Genomic DNA, 16,354 nt, shown 5'->3' with positions numbered 1-16,354 from the left:
CTGCCCGGTGTAAGTGAGTGATATGAGAGGCGCGCGCGGCATTGCACACCATCGATAGTCTGGCCCACCGCCTCTCCTCATACCTGTCTCCCGATCAGATCCAGATAGTCCGCCGCGCCTATTTCTATGCCGAGCAGGCCCACGACGGGCAGCAGCGCCGCTCCGGCGAACCCTATGTGACCCATCCCCTGGCAGTGGCAACCATTCTCGCCGGTATGCATATGGACCACGAGAGCCTGGCTGCGGCCATGCTGCACGATGTGATCGAGGATACCGGCATTCCCAAGGCGGCACTGGCGGAGCAATTTGGCAGCGAGGTGGCCGATCTTGTCGATGGCGTCTCCAAGCTGACCCAGTTCGAGACCGACAGCCCGGCGGAAAAGCAGGCGGAGAACTTCCAGAAAATGGCCCTGGCCATGGCGCGGGATATCCGCGTTATCCTCGTGAAGCTGGCCGACCGCTTGCACAACATGCGCACTCTGGGAGCGCTTAAACCGCAGAAACGCGCGCGTATCGCCCGCGAAACCCTGGAGATCTACGCGCCCATTGCCCACCGCCTGGGAATGAACGATGTGCGTATCGAATTCGAGGACCGCGCCTTCTTCGCCATTTATCCCCTGCGCGCCAGCCGCCTGCGCGCCGCCCTGGTTGCTGCGCGCGGCAACCGCAAGGAGTTACTCGAACAGATCCAGAACGCCATCGAATTGCGTCTGCAACGGGAGGGCATCAGTTCCCTGGTGATTGGTCGCGAGAAACATCTCTTCAGTATTTACCAGAAGATGCGCGCCAAAAAGAAATCTTTCAAGGAGATCATGGACGTCTATGCCTTTCGTATCATCGTGGACAGTGTGGACACCTGTTACCGGGTACTGGGTGTGATGCACAGCCTGTATAAACCGGTGATTTCTGATTTCAAGGACTATATCGCCATCCCCAAATCCAACGGCTACCAGTCACTGCACACCGTGCTGCTGGGGATGCATGGTGTACCGATTGAGGTACAGATCCGCACCAAGGAAATGGACGAGATGGCCAACAGCGGCATAGCTGCCCACTGGCTGTACAAGGCTTCCGGCGAAGAGGTCATCAATACCGGCGGTACCAGCCAGGTGCGTGCGCGCCGCTGGGTGCAGGGACTGCTGGAAATGCAGCAGCGCGCAGGTGACTCCCTGGAGTTTATCGAGAATGTCAAAATCGACCTGTTCCCCGACGAGGTCTACGTGTTTACCCCAAAGGGTCAGATTATCGATCTGCCCTCCGGTGCTACCGCCGTGGACTTCGCCTATTCAGTTCATACGGATATCGGCAATACCTGTGTGGCCGTACGCATTAACCAGCGCCTGGCACCACTGTCGCAACCCCTGGAAAGCGGGCAGAAAGTTGAAATTCTCACCCGTAAAAATGCCCAACCGAACCCCAACTGGCTCAATTTTGTGGTCACCGCCAAGGCCCGCAGTGCCATTCGTCACTTCCTCAAACACCAGCGCCACCACGACTCCATCGCCCTGGGCCGGCGCCTGCTGGAAAAAGCCCTGAACAAGTTTGAAACACACCTGGAAGCCCTGACCCAGGAGCAGCTGGCACGAGGCCTGAAGGAAGCCAAATGCGCGACCTTGGAAAAGCTGCTGGAGGAGATTGGTCTCGGCAACAAAGTCGCCTTCTCCGCGGCCAAGCTGCTGGCCCCGGCACACAGTGAAGAGGCTGAAATGAGCCACATCTCTTCGCCGCTGACCATCGATGCCCAGGAGGGCATGATGATCAGCTTCGCACGCTGCTGCCGGCCAATCCCCGGAGATACCATAATTGGCCATATCAGCTCTGGCAAAGGGGTGGTCGTCCACCGGGATACCTGCCGCAATACCAGTGACTTTCGCGAGCATCCGGAAAATCTTATGCTGGTGAACTGGTCACCGGATGTCAAAGGGGACTTTCTCGGCGATGTGCGCGTGGAGGTGGAATCCGAACGCGGTATTATCGCACGTCTGGCGACCCGGATTACGGAAGAGGGGGCCAGTATTGAACAGATCAATGTAGATGAAAAAGACGCACACAATAGTGTGATCTCCCTGACCCTGGAAGTGAGCGGCCGGGTGCACTTGGCGAGAGTCATGAAGCGATTGCGCAACCTGCCTTCGGTCATCCGCATCGCTCGTCCCTAGAACCGGTCACTGCCGCCATGCATCGGTTTAAAAGCCGATGAACCTCTCTGCTTTGCTGTCTCATGGCGCTGCCATTTGTCGTTAAAGCGCGCTATATTTATCCGCTTTCCTTCCCAGATACCAACAGGTAAAGGAGTACCCCATGCCCAACCGCGCAATTATAAAAACAGACAAGGCACCGGCCGCAGCAGGCACCTATTCCCAGGCGGTAAAGGTCAACAATACGGTTTACTTGTCCGGGCAGATAGGGATTGATCCCCAGTCACAAGAAATGGTTTGCGGCAGTTTTGCCGACGAGGTGCGCCAGGTGTTCCGCAATCTCAAAGCGGTCTGTGAGGCGGCAAACGGCACACTGCAACATATTGTAAAGCTGAACCTTTATATCACCGACAGCGACAATTTTGCCTGTGTCAACGAAGTGATGACTGAATTCTTTCAGGAGCCCTACCCGGCGCGGGCGACTGTCGCTGTCAAGGAGCTGCCCCTGGGCGCACAATTTGAAGCCGAAGGTGTGATGGTGCCCTAAACGCCCCCAGTGCCTGTGAACAACGCCGGAGAAGCCGACCGCTTCAGACAGCGGTTTCTCAACCCTCCGCCTCCAGCAGGGCGCCGTAGCCGGCCTTGTAATCCGGGTATTTCAACACGTAACCGCTGGCCAGCATGCGCTGGTTCCCCAGCCTCTTTGAGCGCCGCTCGCTGGTCTGCACTATCTCGCGCAAATGTGCACTGGTATAACCCATGGCCTTCACCAGCCATTGCTGCAACTCGTACATGGGCACAGGTTTGCTGTCCGCGACAATATAGAGCGGCTCCGGGGTCCAGCCCCGCTTGTGCCGCTCGATCAGGTGCAGCAGAAAGCCGATACAGTCATCCACATGGATACGGTTGCTGTACTGGGGCGGCTGTGGTGGTGCACAGCGCCCGGCGCGAACTTGTGACAGCAAGCGGTCGCGGCCCGGTCCATAGATACCGGCAAAGCGCACAATACAGGCGGCGGGTACAGCCGCCCGTATGATTTCCTCCGCCTTCAGCAGCGCCTCCCCTTGGAAACTGCCGGGCACCGGCGGAGTCAGCTCGTCGATCAACTCCTCCTCACTCTGTCCGTAAACCCGGGTGGAGGATACCCAGAGTACCAGCCGTGGCGGTTTTGGCAGAAGCGGGATTACCTCCCCGAGGGCGCTGGCGGTTTCCACATAGGCTCGCTGGTAACCGCCTGGTGTATGCTCATCCGGGCTGAAAGTGGCGAGGACAATATCGGCCCCGGCAGCCAGCAATCGCTCTATATCCCTCGCCTTGGTGGCGTCCCCCCTGCGCCAGTTGACCACATCCGCGCGGCGCTTGCTCGCCAGAGCCACCAGCGGGTTGCGCCGCATGCCGTACACTGTGTATTTGTCACGGTCTATACTCAGCGCCAAACGCGCTCCGAGGTCACCACACCCAAGGATCCAAAGATTTTCTTGTTGTGTCATATCGTTTCCGGCAAACAGTGCAAAAAACTGCCCATCTGCCTTATTCCCTTGATTCTGTTTATAGAGTCCTGCCAGAGAAACCCCAGATCTGGATACACTCAAGCCCTGAACGCCCAATACCTTCGGAAGGCTCCAGAATGATCCCGCAAACCATTGCGGGCTATCATCCATGAATTACCGCTGCGGGTATCGGCGGCCCCGCCATACCGCTTACTGCGCTGTTTATTTAGCTAATTTCCGCGCCGCTTGAGCAGGCGGTAAATTGCGAGAAAGATAATTGCACCAATGGTCGCTGTTATTATGTCGCCAAAACCAAAACCAGTCACCGGTCCGCCAATCCCCGCCAGGGCACCCAGCCAACCGCCGATAAAGGCACCAATAATGCCAATGGCCATTGTGACTATCCAGCCACCGGGGTCTTTTCCGGGCATAATCCACTTCGCCAAGGCGCCGGCAATCAGTCCGAGAATGACCCAGGATAGAATTCCCATCACGCTTCTCCGCTCGCTGTGCTCCCATTAGATATAGCAAAATTTTGCGCCTCAATCCTCTAGGGCCGCTCATAATTGGTAAATTTTTCTAAATTTGGACTTCGGGCTACAGAGTGCGCCCGGAAATTGGCTATCGGCTATTATATATGAATAATATCTATCACCCGAGAATAATTGATTACCTTTACTATGACTCTCAATGAATTGCGCTACATCGTCACCCTCGCCCAGGAGCAGCATTTCGGCCGAGCCGCCGAACGCTGCTACGTGAGCCAGCCAACGCTGTCGATTGCGGTCAAAAAACTGGAAAAAGAACTGGGCGTGGCGTTGTTTGAGCGCTCCAAAACCCGGGTTCAGGCAACGCCTTTAGGAGAGCGCATTGTCGCCCAGGCCCAGCTGGTATTGGAACAGTCGGCGGCAATCAAGGACATCGCCAGCGCGGGCAAGGATCAGCTTGCCAGCCCCCTGTCTGTGGGCGCAATCTTTACCATCGGGCCCTATCTGTTCCCACACTTTATACCGCAACTGCAGCACCTGGCCCCGGAAATGCCCCTCTATGTGGAAGAGGGTTATACGGCCACCCTGCGCCAGCGCCTGCGCAAGGGGGATCTGGATACGATTATTATCGCGCTGCCTTTCACCGAACCGGATGTGGTTACTCAACCCCTCTATGACGAGCCTTTTGTGGTGTTATTGCCGGCGGATCACCCCCTGACAGAGTATGAGAGTCTCTCCCCGGATCAGCTCACTGAGGACAATGTCCTGCTCCTCGGCGAAGGGCACTGCTTTCGCGATCAGGTCCTCGAGGCCTGCCCGCACCTGCTACTGAGCATGGAGAAGCACGCTGGTGGAGGGGGCATCCGCACTGCTTCTGACGGTAGCTCTCTGGAGACCCTGCGCCATATGGTGGCTTCCGGGCTCGGCATTACCATACTGCCTCTGTCCGCCGCCACAGCGCCGCAGTACGCCAGTGGCCTGCTGGAAACCCGTTCCTTCACGGCGCCGGGGCCACATCGCACCGTTGCTCTGGCCTGGCGAGCCAGCTTCCCGCGCCACCGTGCCATTGATATCTTGCGTGAGGCGATCGGCCAGTGCCATCTGATCGAGCCCTAACCAGTCTGGCTGAACAGCCTGTTACCGCCCTGAAGGGCGTTGGGGATAGATTTGCCCAAGTATTGGAAAAACTGCACATTCGCTCCCTGCAGGATTTGCTCTTCCATCTGCCACTGCGCTACCAGGATCGCACACGGGTTATCCCGATTGCCGATCTGAATGCGGGGCAGGAGGCGGTGATTGAAGGGGAGGTGGCTACAGCGGATATTGTGTTCGGGCGTCGGCGCAGCCTGGTGGTGCGACTACAGGACAACAGCGGTATCATCACCCTGCGTTTTTTCCATTTTTCCGCAGCGCAGAAAAGCCGCTTTGCCCGCGGGGTACGCCTGCGCTGCTACGGCGAGGCGCGCCATGGCAACGCCGGGCTCGAACTCTGCCACCCGGAGACCGAAATAGTGCACGGTGCGGCCGCTGTCACCGAGAGGGCGCTAACCCCGGTGTATCCTCTCACTGAGGGCGTGAGCCAAAGGCGCATGCGCGGGCTGGTACAACAGGTGCTGGCGCAACTGCAGGATCGCCAGATCGCCGAACTGCTACCCCCGGAACTGCTCCCGAAGGCCCTGCGCTACCCCCTCAGAGATGCCCTCGTCTACCTGCACTCGCCCCCCGCCGACACCCAACAGGCGCAGCTGGCCGCCGGTTTACACCCGCTACAGCAGCGCTTGGCGTTGGAGGAATTGCTCGCCCACCATCTGAGTCTGCTGGAACTCCGCCGCAACAGCGCCAGGGCCACTGCGCCGCCCTTGATCGTGAATACCGCCTTGGAGCGGGATTTTCTCGCGCGCCTGCCTTTTTCCCTGACCGCAGCCCAGCAACGGGTGTGTCAAGAAATTGCTACAGACCTGGCCCGGGATTATCCCATGATGCGCCTGCTACAGGGCGACGTCGGTGCCGGCAAGACCCTGGTCGCAGCCATGGCGGCACTCAGGGGCATTGGCGCCGGTGCCCAGGTGGCGATTATGGCCCCCACGGAGATCCTCGCCGAACAGCACCGCCTGAATTTCAGCGCCTGGCTGGAGCCCCTCGGCATTGTGGTGGCGCAGCTTACCGGCAGCCTCAAGGCCACTCGGCGCCGCAAACAGTTGGCACAAGTGGCCAGTGGCGAGGCCCAACTGGTGGTGGGTACTCATGCACTTTTCCAAGCGGAGGTGGCTTTCCACAACCTGGCGCTGGTGATTATCGATGAGCAGCACCGCTTCGGGGTGCGCCAGCGCCTGGAGCTGCGTGAGAAGGGTGCCGCCAGCGGTGCCATCGGCAGGCACCAGCCGCACCAACTGATCATGACAGCAACACCGATTCCACGCACTCTGGCCATGTCCGCCTTCGCCGACCTGGACTGCTCGATCATCGACGAGCTGCCTCCGGGACGGCAACCTATCCAGACGGTGGCTATTTCCAATGATCGTCGTGATCAGGTGATGGAACGGGTGCACACTGCCATTGCCGAGGGCCGCCAGGCTTACTGGGTCTGCACCCTGATTGAGGAGTCTGAAAGCTTGCAGGCCCAGGCGGCAGAGTCCACCTCACTGGAATTGACCGAGGTGCTCGATGGGGTGCGGGTAGCCCTGGTACATGGCCGCCTCAAGCCGGAACAGAAAGAACAGGTGATGAGCGCCTTCACTGCGGGGGAAGTGGACCTGCTGGTGGCAACCACCGTGATCGAAGTGGGGGTGGATGTGCCCAACGCAAGCCTGATGATTATTGAAAACCCGGAACGGCTCGGTCTGGCGCAACTGCACCAGTTGCGCGGGCGTGTCGGGCGGGGTTCCATCGCCAGTCACTGCGTGCTTTTATACGGCAAGCCACTGTCGAACAATGGCCGTGCGCGTCTGCAGGCCCTGCGCCAGCACAGTGATGGCTTCGCCATCGCCGAGGAGGATCTGCGCTTGCGCGGGCCTGGTGAGATTCTCGGCACCCGCCAGACCGGTGAGATCCAGCATCGGATTGCCGATCTGCAAAGGGATGCCGGGCTACTGCCGCAGGTACAGAGGATTGCTGCATCCCCGGCACTCAATCAGGAAATACGGCGCCTGCTGATCCGGCGCTGGTTACAGAACAAGCCCCGTTTCGCCGAGGCTTGATGGAAACTCAATGGGCGCCGATGGTATTTTTAGAATCGCCGATGCCCACGCTGTCGTAGTTAGCGTCGTAGAAAATCTCCTCGTCCAGGGCGCCTTCACTTTTCGCCACTACACTGCTCACTACCGAATCACCGGTAATATTCACTGCAGTGCGCACCATATCCAGCAGGCGGTCGACACCGATTACGATGGCAATCCCCTCCAGTGGCAGCCCCACTTGCTGTAGCACCATACCCAGCATAATCAGGCCGACGCCAGGCACACCGGCAGTACCGATGGAGGCCAGGGTCGCCGTGAGTATCACGGTCAAATAGCCGATCAAGCCGATCTCCACACCGAAGAACTGGGCAATAAAGACTGTGGCCACTCCCTGCATAATTGCGGTGCCATCCATATTGATGGTGGCCCCAAGCGGGATAGTGAATGCCGCTACCTTGTTGTCAACACCCAGGCGCTTTTCCACGGTCGACAAGGTCACCGGGATGGTGGCGGCCGAAGAGGCGGTGCTGAAGGCGAACACCATGGTGGAGCGCATCTTCTTGAGCAGCTCCAGCGGATTGAGCCCACTCAGCAGTTTGAGAATCAGTGAATAGACACCCAGAGCGTGTAACAGCAGGGCCCCCAGCACAACCAGGAAGTACTTCCCAAGCTGCACCAAACCTGCTAGCCCCAGATCTGCAAAGGTCTTCGCCAACAGGGCAAAGACCCCGTAGGGAGCGAATACCATCAACACCCCGACCATGCGCAGGACAACACTGTTGAGGTCATTAAAGAAAGCGGCAATGCGCTGCCCCGGTTCACCACAGCGGGAGATGGCATAACCCATCAGCAGAGCAAACACAATGATCTGCAGCATATTGCCCTCGGCCATGGCTGCCACCGGATTGGTGGGGAAAATATTCACCAGCACCTCGGAGAGTGGCGGAGGCTGTTTTGGCTGGAAGACGGCAGTTGCCTGTGCCGCTGCCTCGTTCACACCGACACCGGGCTGAAATACCAAAGCCAGGCATAAAGCCAGGGTGATAGCTATTGCCGTGGTGATCATGTAGAGCAGAATTGTTTTACCCGCCAGTGGCCCAATGCGGCTGCCTTCCGATAGGGCGCAGGCACCGCTGATCAGGGAAACCAACACCAGCGGTACCACCATGAGTTTCAATGAGGCGATAAAAATCTGGCCGACGATATCGAACAAGCCTTCGGTGAGGTAGACATTAATCGCCTCGTTGACCCCGGCCCCCGGGAACCCGCTCATACTGAGCGTATTAAATAACAGGCCAAGGGCAATACCCGTAACCATGCCTATCACAATTCTGGTAGTAAGCCCCATAGCAAGCTTCTCTCTGTGTATTCGTTGTTTTCAATGCTTTGCCCACTATATCCATTGATACCACGGGGAGCAAAACTGCAACGGGAGGGGGCCAGCCGTTAACGGGCGAGGTACAATGCTGCTTTTTCCAGATTGCGGAGTGATCGTTGTACCAATCCCCGTTTGTGCCCACTGGCGATTGGCATGGGCAGTTGCTTGAGCCGGCCCACCCTCAGCCCCCACAGGTGCTGTTGCCCTGGCTGGAATACCCCGGTTCGCTCACTGCCGCACTCAAACGACTGAGCCGGGGGGATTTTCGCGTGCAGGTATTGAGCCAGTGCTGGCAACTACCCCATGCGGAGGAGTGCCGCGCACTCAATTTGCGTACACACAGCCGAGCGCTAGTGCGCGAAGTGCTGTTGTACGGTCTCGGCCACCCCTGGGTCTTTGCACGCAGCATCCTGCCTTTGCGCAGTCTGCAGGGCAAATCCCGCAACCTGCGCAGTCTGGACAATCGGCCGCTGGGGGAATTGCTGTTCAGCGAGCCCGGCATTCGCCGTGGCAATATGGAGTTCAACCACCTGACACGCAACCCCTGCCTGCAACTGGCAGCACTCGATAGGGAGAGTGACAATGCCTGGGGGCGCCGCTCCACATTCTGGCTGCGGGACAAGCCACTGCTGGTAGCCGAGACTTTTCTCTCGAGCTTCCGGCCCGACGGGCCGCCCAGCGGGGCCACCGCATCCAACGACAGAGAGAATCCGCCTTGATCAGCGAATATCTTGCACGGCGCTGGCCCGCTGTGATGCCCTACTGGCAGCTGGCACGTATGCACAAGCCCATTGGTATACTGCTACTGCTGTGGCCCACCTGGTCCGCGCTGTGGCTGGCCGCCGGCGGTTGGCCTGGATTGCACCTGTCAGCCGTGTTTACGCTCGGGGTGATCCTGATGCGCGCAGCTGGCTGTGCGGTCAACGACTTCGCCGATCGTGAAATTGATCGCCATGTGAAACGCACAGCGGGGCGTCCGCTCGCCACCGGCAGTATCTCCCCCCGTGCGGCTCTGGGGCTATTCGCCGGACTCAGCGCTGTGGCTTTCGGGTTGGTGCTGACTACCAACACACTCACGATAACCCTGTCGCTGCCGGCCCTGGGGCTCGCTTTTTGCTACCCCTTTGCCAAGCGTCACACCCATCTGCCGCAGGTAGTCCTGGGGGCCGCTTTCAGTATGGGTATCCCCATGGCTTTTGCCGCGGTCAGCGGCGAAATCCCCCCCCAGGCATGGCTGTTGTACACAGCAAACCTGTTGTGGACCCTGTGCTACGACACCTTCTACGCGATGGTGGACCGCGACGACGATCTGAAAATCGGGGTGAAATCCACAGCAATCCTGTTTGGCGACATGGATAGGGGTTTGACTGCAACCCTGCAGCTATTGGTATTGATCGCTCTTTTGTTCCTCGGTCAGCGCTTTGGATTGGGCACCGTCTATTATTTGGGTTTGGTCGCTGTGGCGATACTCTTCACCTACCAGCAGTGGCTGATTCGCAAGCGGGAGCGGGATGCCTGTTTTCAGGCTTTTCTCAACAATAACTGGGTGGGTTTGGCTATTTTCATGGGTATATCAATGCAATACCTGCTGAATTAGCCCAGCATTGGGAGCCTGGGGGCGATCGTCATATATTTGTCATACTATTCCCGTTTAATCCCCGGCGGTGATGGGAAATCCTGACAACAGAGCGGAAATAGCAGACAAATGCATAGTAAAACGATCCTGATTGTCGATGATGAGGCCGCGGTGCGCGATATGCTGCGGGTGGCACTGGAAATGGCGGATTACCGTTGTCTGGAGGCGGAGAATGCGCGCGAGGCCCACGCTCTGGTTATCGACGAAAAGCCGGACTTGATTCTGCTGGACTGGATGCTGCCGGATGTGTCCGGGGTGGAACTGGCCCGGCGTCTCAAGCGCGACGAACTGACCACTGCCGTGCCCATTATCATGCTCACCGCGAAAGGCGAGGAAGATAATAAAATCAAAGGGCTAGAGACCGGCGCGGACGACTATATTACCAAGCCCTTCTCCCCCCGCGAACTGGTGGCCAGACTGAAAGCGGTGTTGCGCCGCGCTGGCCCGGCCACTCCCGAGGACCCCCTCAGCGCCGGGCATCTGGTACTGGACCCTCTCAGTCACAGGGTCACCATCAAGGGCCAACCGGTCGATATGGGCCCCACCGAATTCCGCCTCCTTACTTTCTTCCTCTCCCACCAGGAGCGCGCCTATACCCGCACCCAGCTGCTCGACCATGTCTGGGGTGGTAATGTCTATGTGGAGGAGCGCACCGTGGACGTACATATCCGCCGCTTGCGCAAGGCCCTAGCACTGGACCGCCACGACCGCTATATCCAGACGGTGCGGGGCACCGGCTATCGATTTTCTGTGCAAACTGTTGAAAAAGTGTGACAATTTCACCGGGCAGACACTGGTGCCCGCGGAATCCCCACCGATACGCCCATTGCTCAGCGGGCGGATTTCCAGAGGTGATTCAGTTGGGGAGGAAACGATCCCCCCTGTTGTCCGTTTGGTAACACGACTTGGCTATGTTTGATCGCAGTATTGGCGAGTTTTCGCGTTTTGTCCTTATTGCCCTGGGCTGCATCATCCTCGGTTTCATCTGGGGCAACTGGTCGATTGCCCTGATCGCGGGCCTGGCTGTCTATCTGGTATCGCTGTTGTGGCAGCAGCATCGCTTCAATCGCTGGCTGGCCGGTGGCCGGCGCGGCCCGTCGCCCTCCACCTTTGGCATCTGGGGGGAGATCTACGACGATTTCTACCGTATACAGCGCCGCCACCGCCGTGAAAGACAGAAATTGCACGCCATGTTGCGCCGGGTACAGGACAGCACCAATGCCCTGAGAGAGGGCATAGTGGCGTTGGAGAACGGCGATAATCTGGCTTGGTGGAACCCCGCCGCCGGTGAACTCCTCGGCCTGCAGGCCAGTGATACCGGGCAGTCGCTGGTCAACTTTGTGCGTGACCCCGGCTTTGTCAGTTACATGCACAGCGACGCCAGCGGAGTGCGGGAGCCCCTCACCCTGCCAGCCCCCGGCAACGAGGCCCTCCTACTTCAGCTGGAAGTCACCCGCTACGGCCAGAATGAAGCACTGGTCATTGTTCGCGATATCACCCGCCTGCGCAATCTGGAACAAATGCGCCGCGATTTCGTCGCCAATGTTTCCCATGAACTGCGCACGCCCCTGACCGTGATCACCGGCTACTTGGAAACCCTGCAGGGCAGTGATGTGGCACCGCCACCCTGGCAGCGGCCATTGGCACAAATGGAGGAGCAGGCCGCGCGCATGGCGGCACTCGTCAACGATCTGCTGCTGTTGGCGCGCCTGGAGACCTCTGAGTGCAAGATTGGTGATGTGCCGGTGGATGTAAGCGAACTGATAGGGCGGGTTGCGCGGGAGGCGCGCAGTTTTAGCGGCGGTCGCCACAAGGTCTTGGTACAGTGCGAAACCGACAGCCGCATCCGTGGCGACGCCGGCGAGCTGCACAGCGCCTTCGCCAACCTGGTGCTCAACGCCGTGAAGTACAGCCCGGCGGGGGGGACAATCCAGCTGCGTTGGTGGCAGGACCGTCGTGGCGGTCATTTTAGTGTACAGGACCAGGGCATCGGCATAGATCCGGTACATATTCCCCGATTGACAGAACGCTTTTACCGGGTCGATCCCGGTCGTTCGCGGGGCAGTGGTGGGACCGGGCTGGGATTGGCCATCGTTAAGCATGTATTGCTGCGCCACTGTGGCGAGATGAGCATAGAGAGCACCCCCGCTCAGGGCAGTACCTTCACGTTGCACTTTCCCGAGCACAAGTTGACCGCAAAACCCGTCCCCACACCGAAAGCCAGTGAAGAGATGGCCAACACCTAGCGCGGCTTTCCCTGGCCACAGAGAGCAATTACTTCAACTCTTCCAGCTTCACCTGCTCGCCATTTTTCGTGTAGGTGATGTTGTCGTCATCGCCAACCGGAGTAGCCTCCCTGCGTAGAACCAGGTGATGGAGTTGCAGGTCTGCGTCGCGCAGCAACAGGTGCTCATTGCCGTTATCATCGGTGGGTAGCGGTTTACTGCCCAGCACGGCATCGCGCAGGGCGCGCAGGCGGGGCACATCCCGGTAGCGATTCAGGTCGTTGGACAGGCGTGTTTTTATGCGTTCACTCTCGTGCAGGGCGGCGGCGGTCTCGCGATATTTGGCAAAAAAGAACACAGCGCCAATGGCACAGACGACAATGACCGATATTTCAAACCACGCAGGCATAGTGACTCCTTGATATTATTCTCTGCGCCAGACCACCAGTTGGTTGTTGGCCGGCAGGTAGTTTAACTCTTCGCGCCCAAACCCCGCATCTGCAGCCAGTTGATCCAGCCACTCGAGGGCGCGAATACCACTAAGGGGATTGCGCGCTTTCAACCAGCGATCAAAATCAACATTGCCGGGTCCGATAAATGCCCCGTCAATTTTCATGGGGCCGTAAACAATCAAAAGCCCGCCAGGCTGCAACACCGACGGCAACTGTTGAAAAAAACGCTCCACAGACTCCGCAGGCATAATATGCAGGGTATTGGCGGTAAAAACCGTGTCGACACTCAGCGCTGGCCAGGGCGTATCGACATCCAGGGCCAGGGGGTCACACAGATTGTCGGCAGGAGCGCTGGCGAGCCAGGCGCGAACCCCGGGTAACATGTCCTCCCGCTCGGAAGTCTGCCACACCAGGTGTGGCAGATGTGGAGCAAAGTAGACCGCGTGCTGGCCGGTACCACTCCCCACTTCCAGCACCCGCTGACGATCCGTCAACAGGCGGCGCAGGTGCTGCAAAATTGGATCCCGGTTGCGGGCACAGGAAGGGGCATCCGGAAGCGGTAAATTCCTCATTCCACCCGGTCCCGGATAAATATCCAGTCGCGCTGGGTGGACATCTCCGGGCTATAGCGATACCCAGCCACAGCAAATTCCTTAAGCGCCACTGCTTTTTTTACCCGATGATCGATGGCCCAGCGACTCATCATGCCGCGCGCTTTCTTGGCAAAGAAACTGATCATCTTGTACTGGCCGTTTTTCAAGTCCTTGAAGTGCGGTGTAATCACCTCTGCATTGAGCGCGTCGGGGTGAACTGATTTGAAATACTCATTGGAAGCCAGATTGACCAGCTCGCGGCTCTTCAGGCGGTGCAGCTGTTCATTAAGGGCCAGGGTTATTCTGTCTCCCCAGAACTCGTACAGGTTCTTGCCGCGGGCATTTTCAAACCGGGTACCCATCTCCAGGCGGTAGGGCTGCATCAGGTCCAGGGGGCGCAACAGGCCATAGAGGCCGGAGAGCATACGCAGATGCTTTTGCGCATAGGCAAAATCGCGCTTGCCCATGCTTCCAGCCTCAAGGCCGGTATACACATCGCCTTTGAAGGCAAGCAGGGCAGGGCGCGCATTCCGGTCGGTGAAAGGCCGCTTCCAGGTCTGGAAGCGATCATAATTCAGAACACCCAGCTTGTCGGAAATCTTCATCAGGCTGGAAATCTGCTGCGGACTCAAAGCCCGCAACCGCTTGACCAATGCCGCGGATTCCACCAGGAAATCCGGCTGGGTTGTATCCAGCGTGGGAATATCGCTTTCATAATCCAGCGACTTGGCTGGAGAAATCACTATTAACATCGGATACCTTACATGTCTCTGCTATGCGGTCCGCCCCCGGTGCCTGACTGGTGTCCCAAGATAAACCGTAGCCCGTTATCCGGTCGATTCGCCTGAAAACCTCGCGCCTTCAACCCCTGGGTAAAGACTCTGCCGGCTTGCGGACCTACCCGGGTTTTAGAAAATCCTGCCACCAGTTCAACGGCGTCTGACCATCTTTGGGGTCGTACACATTGCCGTAATACCAGACACTGTCAGCTCCATCACAAACATTGTTAAGGATTTTCTCAATCTTGTCGAAGCCACAGCTAACATGAATGCTGTACACCAGCACCCGAGGCTGTTCAAGGTCCAGTTCGCCGCCCAGCTTTTCCAGTTGCGGAGTCAGCCGATCTGACAGCTCTGCGCTGTCTGTGCGACAGAAAATCCGGATCGCTAGGTTGCCCGAGCGCTTGATCAATTCAAACTGCTGGGTGTCACTGTCCACCTGGATACTATCACCACTGGCAATACCTTTGACAAAAGCCGGGGAGCGCACCAGCTGACAGCAGCCCGACTCATTGATCCGTACCTGCAGGCGCTCCAGCACCGGTTCGCCATCGGGGTTGGTGCCTGCGAATAACTCGATGACCTGAAGTGCCGCCATAGCCTCTCTCTTCCCAGACTGTGTACAATGGGTGATCTTGGAACACCCAGCATTATACAGGGAGACAGGCAATGATCCCGCGGCACCTTAGCTTCTCCGCTTTCACTGCCATCGCAGTGCTGGTAGCGGCTGTTGTCAGCGGCTGTGCTGTGAACCCGGTCACCGGGGAAAAGCAGCTCTCGCTGATCTCCGTTCAACAGGAATTGCACCTGGGACAGGAGCAATACCCCATCAATCAGCAGCAACAGGGTGGCCAGTACACGATTGATCCCCACCTGCAGGACTATGTGAGCAAGGTGGGACAAAAGCTGGCACGGGTTTCAGACCAGCCACAACTGCCCTATGAATTTGTGGTACTGAACAATGCCGTACCCAATGCCTGGGCCCTGCCCGGCGGCAAAATCGCCATCAACCGCGGTCTTCTGGTACTGCTGGAGGATGAGGCCGAACTGGCCGCCGTTCTCAGCCACGAGATCGTTCACGCCGCTGCCCGGCATTCGGCCACTGCCCTGTCCCGGCAACAGCTGCTCGGCACCGGCCTTGCGGTTCTCGGTGCTGCCACCAAAGACTCGGCCTACGCCGACCTGATTTCCACCGGCAGCCAGTTGGGCGGCTCTGCCTATATTGCGCGTTACGGCCGCAGTAATGAGCTGCAGTCCGATAAATATGGCATGCGATACATGGCCGCCGCCGGCTATGATCCCCAGGGCGCCATCCGCCTGCAGCGCAAATTCGTGGCGCTATCCGAGGGCCGCCAGACCAATGGGCTGGCGGCCCTGTTTGCCAGTCACCCACCCTCGCAGTTCCGGGTCAACGCCAATATCGAACACAGTCAATCACTGCCAAAAGGGGGGGTAACCAATCGCGGTGCCTATCAAAAGGCGATCGCCCAGCTAAAGCGCGATGCCCCCGCCTACAAGCATTACGACCAGGCACTGCAAGCCGCAGGCAAACAGCACTATGACGATGCACTGCGTCTTGTGCGCAAGGCACAGCAGCAACAACCCAGGGAAGCGACTTTCTTCGCCCTGGAAGGGGACCTGCTGGCGCAGAAGAAACAGTATGCAAAAGCCCGCAGTGCCTATGATCGTGCGGTTGAGAAAAACCCCACCTTGTTTTCCCACTGGCTGAAGCGTGGCATCGCCAGTGTTGCGCTTAATGATTATACCTCGGCAGAGCGGGACTTAGGCCGTTCGCTGCGTTATCTGGATAGCGCTTATGCCCACTACTATCTGGGCGAGGTCTATGAGCAACTGGACAATCCCCAGAGTGCTTACAAGCACTACCAAACGGCTGCCGGGGCGGGCGGGGAGATCGGTTTTAAGGCACAGGCGCGGATGCAGGTGCTGACGGGAGATGGGTAACTTTATAATCCCGATATTGCCACTATTTAATGAGGTT

Annotated in this window: 16 protein-coding genes; 9 read left to right on the top strand and 7 right to left on the bottom strand. The window is 58.4% G+C overall.

What is annotated here, in order from left to right; genetic code table 11:
• The first annotated feature begins 41 nt into the window (after positions 1 to 41).
• Both spoT and M8T91_RS18105 read left to right on the top strand, forming a co-directional pair.
• Entirely contained in the window at positions 42 to 2,159 is a 2,118-nt protein-coding gene (gene spoT / locus M8T91_RS18110) for a bifunctional GTP diphosphokinase/guanosine-3',5'-bis pyrophosphate 3'-pyrophosphohydrolase (RefSeq protein ID WP_301415620.1), read from the top strand.
• A gap of 142 nt (positions 2,160 to 2,301) precedes the next feature.
• The gene (locus tag M8T91_RS18105) at positions 2,302 to 2,685 is read left to right on the top strand and encodes a RidA family protein (RefSeq protein WP_301415619.1); all 384 of its coding nucleotides are present in this window, start codon (positions 2,302 to 2,304) and stop codon (positions 2,683 to 2,685) included.
• Positions 2,686 to 2,743: 58 nt separating this feature from the next.
• On the opposite strand, the gene M8T91_RS18100 is transcribed toward M8T91_RS18105, so the two are convergent.
• Together M8T91_RS18100 and M8T91_RS18095 are read right to left on the bottom strand one after the other, a co-directional pair.
• Positions 2,744 to 3,628, bottom strand: a complete 885-nt coding sequence (locus tag M8T91_RS18100) for an NAD-dependent epimerase/dehydratase family protein (protein WP_301415618.1) — start codon at positions 3,626 to 3,628, stop codon at positions 2,744 to 2,746.
• A 230-nt stretch (positions 3,629 to 3,858) separates the two neighbouring features.
• Positions 3,859 to 4,119: a GlsB/YeaQ/YmgE family stress response membrane protein gene (locus M8T91_RS18095; protein WP_299943211.1), complete on the bottom strand. Its 261-nt coding sequence runs from the start codon at positions 4,117 to 4,119 to the stop codon at positions 3,859 to 3,861.
• Between the two features lie 189 nt (positions 4,120 to 4,308).
• Between M8T91_RS18095 and M8T91_RS18090 the strand changes: the two genes are divergently transcribed.
• A complete protein-coding gene (locus M8T91_RS18090; protein ID WP_301419149.1) occupies positions 4,309 to 5,232 on the top strand; it encodes a hydrogen peroxide-inducible genes activator in 924 nt (307 codons plus the stop codon).
• Positions 5,211 to 7,313, top strand: coding sequence for an ATP-dependent DNA helicase RecG (gene recG, locus M8T91_RS18085; protein ID WP_301415617.1), 2,103 nt, complete (start codon positions 5,211 to 5,213; stop codon positions 7,311 to 7,313). The genes M8T91_RS18090 and recG overlap by 22 nt, the downstream gene beginning before the upstream one ends.
• A 7-nt stretch (positions 7,314 to 7,320) precedes the next feature.
• Here the strand turns inward: recG and M8T91_RS18080 are convergent, their stop codons facing one another.
• On the bottom strand, positions 7,321 to 8,640 hold the full coding sequence (locus M8T91_RS18080; RefSeq protein WP_301415616.1) for a dicarboxylate/amino acid:cation symporter: 1,320 nt from the start codon (positions 8,638 to 8,640) through the stop codon (positions 7,321 to 7,323).
• 146 nt (positions 8,641 to 8,786) lie between these two features.
• On the opposite strand from M8T91_RS18080, the gene M8T91_RS18075 reads away from it, so the two are divergent.
• The 4 genes from M8T91_RS18075 (at position 8,787) to phoR (ending at position 12,552) form a co-directional block, all read left to right on the top strand.
• Complete coding sequence (locus tag M8T91_RS18075; RefSeq protein WP_301415615.1) at positions 8,787 to 9,389, top strand: chorismate--pyruvate lyase family protein; 603 nt, start codon at positions 8,787 to 8,789, stop codon at positions 9,387 to 9,389.
• A gap of 35 nt (positions 9,390 to 9,424) precedes the next feature.
• On the top strand, positions 9,425 to 10,267 hold the full coding sequence (ubiA, locus tag M8T91_RS18070; protein ID WP_301419147.1) for a 4-hydroxybenzoate octaprenyltransferase: 843 nt from the start codon (positions 9,425 to 9,427) through the stop codon (positions 10,265 to 10,267).
• 108 nt (positions 10,268 to 10,375) lie between these two features.
• Positions 10,376 to 11,080 carry a phosphate regulon transcriptional regulator PhoB gene (phoB, locus tag M8T91_RS18065; protein WP_301415614.1) on the top strand — a complete coding sequence of 235 codons (705 nt, stop codon included), beginning with the start codon at positions 10,376 to 10,378 and terminating at the stop codon, positions 11,078 to 11,080.
• A gap of 137 nt (positions 11,081 to 11,217) precedes the next feature.
• Complete coding sequence (gene phoR, locus M8T91_RS18060) at positions 11,218 to 12,552, top strand: phosphate regulon sensor histidine kinase PhoR (protein WP_301415613.1); 1,335 nt, start codon at positions 11,218 to 11,220, stop codon at positions 12,550 to 12,552.
• A gap of 28 nt (positions 12,553 to 12,580) precedes the next feature.
• On the opposite strand, the gene M8T91_RS18055 is transcribed toward phoR, so the two are convergent.
• From M8T91_RS18055 to M8T91_RS18040, 4 genes are all read right to left on the bottom strand, one after another.
• Positions 12,581 to 12,940 (bottom strand): hypothetical protein, encoded by a 360-nt coding sequence (locus M8T91_RS18055; protein ID WP_301415612.1) that lies wholly within the window; start codon positions 12,938 to 12,940, stop codon positions 12,581 to 12,583.
• A 15-nt stretch (positions 12,941 to 12,955) separates the two neighbouring features.
• Positions 12,956 to 13,555 carry a DUF938 domain-containing protein gene (locus M8T91_RS18050; RefSeq protein WP_301415611.1) on the bottom strand — a complete coding sequence of 200 codons (600 nt, stop codon included), beginning with the start codon at positions 13,553 to 13,555 and terminating at the stop codon, positions 12,956 to 12,958.
• Positions 13,552 to 14,328 carry a peroxide stress protein YaaA gene (yaaA, locus tag M8T91_RS18045; RefSeq protein ID WP_301415610.1) on the bottom strand — a complete coding sequence of 259 codons (777 nt, stop codon included), beginning with the start codon at positions 14,326 to 14,328 and terminating at the stop codon, positions 13,552 to 13,554. Before yaaA ends, M8T91_RS18050 begins: the two co-directional genes overlap by 4 nt.
• 145 nt (positions 14,329 to 14,473) lie before the next feature.
• A complete protein-coding gene (locus M8T91_RS18040) occupies positions 14,474 to 14,953 on the bottom strand; it encodes a DUF4265 domain-containing protein (protein ID WP_301415609.1) in 480 nt (159 codons plus the stop codon).
• Positions 14,954 to 15,024: 71 nt separating this feature from the next.
• Here M8T91_RS18040 and M8T91_RS18035 point away from each other — a divergent pair, with 71 nt between their 5' ends.
• Complete coding sequence (locus M8T91_RS18035; RefSeq protein WP_301415608.1) at positions 15,025 to 16,317, top strand: M48 family metalloprotease; 1,293 nt, start codon at positions 15,025 to 15,027, stop codon at positions 16,315 to 16,317.
• Positions 16,318 to 16,354 lie beyond the last annotated feature (37 nt).

Origin of the sequence: Microbulbifer sp. MI-G (genome assembly GCF_030440425.1) — a bacterium.
GTDB lineage: Bacteria > Pseudomonadota > Gammaproteobacteria > Pseudomonadales > Cellvibrionaceae > Microbulbifer > Microbulbifer spongiae.
This window is presented reverse-complemented; position numbering and strand designations above follow the sequence as displayed.

Excerpts from the sequence above, each read along its gene's own strand:
- yaaA (WP_301415610.1), bottom strand. The coding sequence starts at position 14,328 with ATGTTAATAGTGATTTCTCCAGCCAAGTCGCTGGATTATGAAAGCGAT.
- M8T91_RS18100 (WP_301415618.1), bottom strand. The coding sequence starts at position 3,628 with ATGACACAACAAGAAAATCTTTGGATCCTTGGGTGTGGTGACCTCGGA.
- phoR (WP_301415613.1), top strand. The coding sequence starts at position 11,218 with ATGTTTGATCGCAGTATTGGCGAGTTTTCGCGTTTTGTCCTTATTGCC.
- M8T91_RS18035 (WP_301415608.1), top strand. The coding sequence starts at position 15,025 with ATGATCCCGCGGCACCTTAGCTTCTCCGCTTTCACTGCCATCGCAGTG.
- M8T91_RS18040 (WP_301415609.1), bottom strand. The coding sequence starts at position 14,953 with ATGGCGGCACTTCAGGTCATCGAGTTATTCGCAGGCACCAACCCCGAT.
- M8T91_RS18095 (WP_299943211.1), bottom strand. The coding sequence starts at position 4,119 with ATGGGAATTCTATCCTGGGTCATTCTCGGACTGATTGCCGGCGCCTTG.
- M8T91_RS18090 (WP_301419149.1), top strand. The coding sequence starts at position 4,309 with ATGACTCTCAATGAATTGCGCTACATCGTCACCCTCGCCCAGGAGCAG.
- M8T91_RS18055 (WP_301415612.1), bottom strand. The coding sequence starts at position 12,940 with ATGCCTGCGTGGTTTGAAATATCGGTCATTGTCGTCTGTGCCATTGGC.
- phoB (WP_301415614.1), top strand. The coding sequence starts at position 10,376 with ATGCATAGTAAAACGATCCTGATTGTCGATGATGAGGCCGCGGTGCGC.
- M8T91_RS18080 (WP_301415616.1), bottom strand. The coding sequence starts at position 8,640 with ATGGGGCTTACTACCAGAATTGTGATAGGCATGGTTACGGGTATTGCC.
- M8T91_RS18050 (WP_301415611.1), bottom strand. The coding sequence starts at position 13,555 with ATGAGGAATTTACCGCTTCCGGATGCCCCTTCCTGTGCCCGCAACCGG.
- M8T91_RS18105 (WP_301415619.1), top strand. The coding sequence starts at position 2,302 with ATGCCCAACCGCGCAATTATAAAAACAGACAAGGCACCGGCCGCAGCA.
- ubiA (WP_301419147.1), top strand. The coding sequence starts at position 9,425 with ATGCCCTACTGGCAGCTGGCACGTATGCACAAGCCCATTGGTATACTG.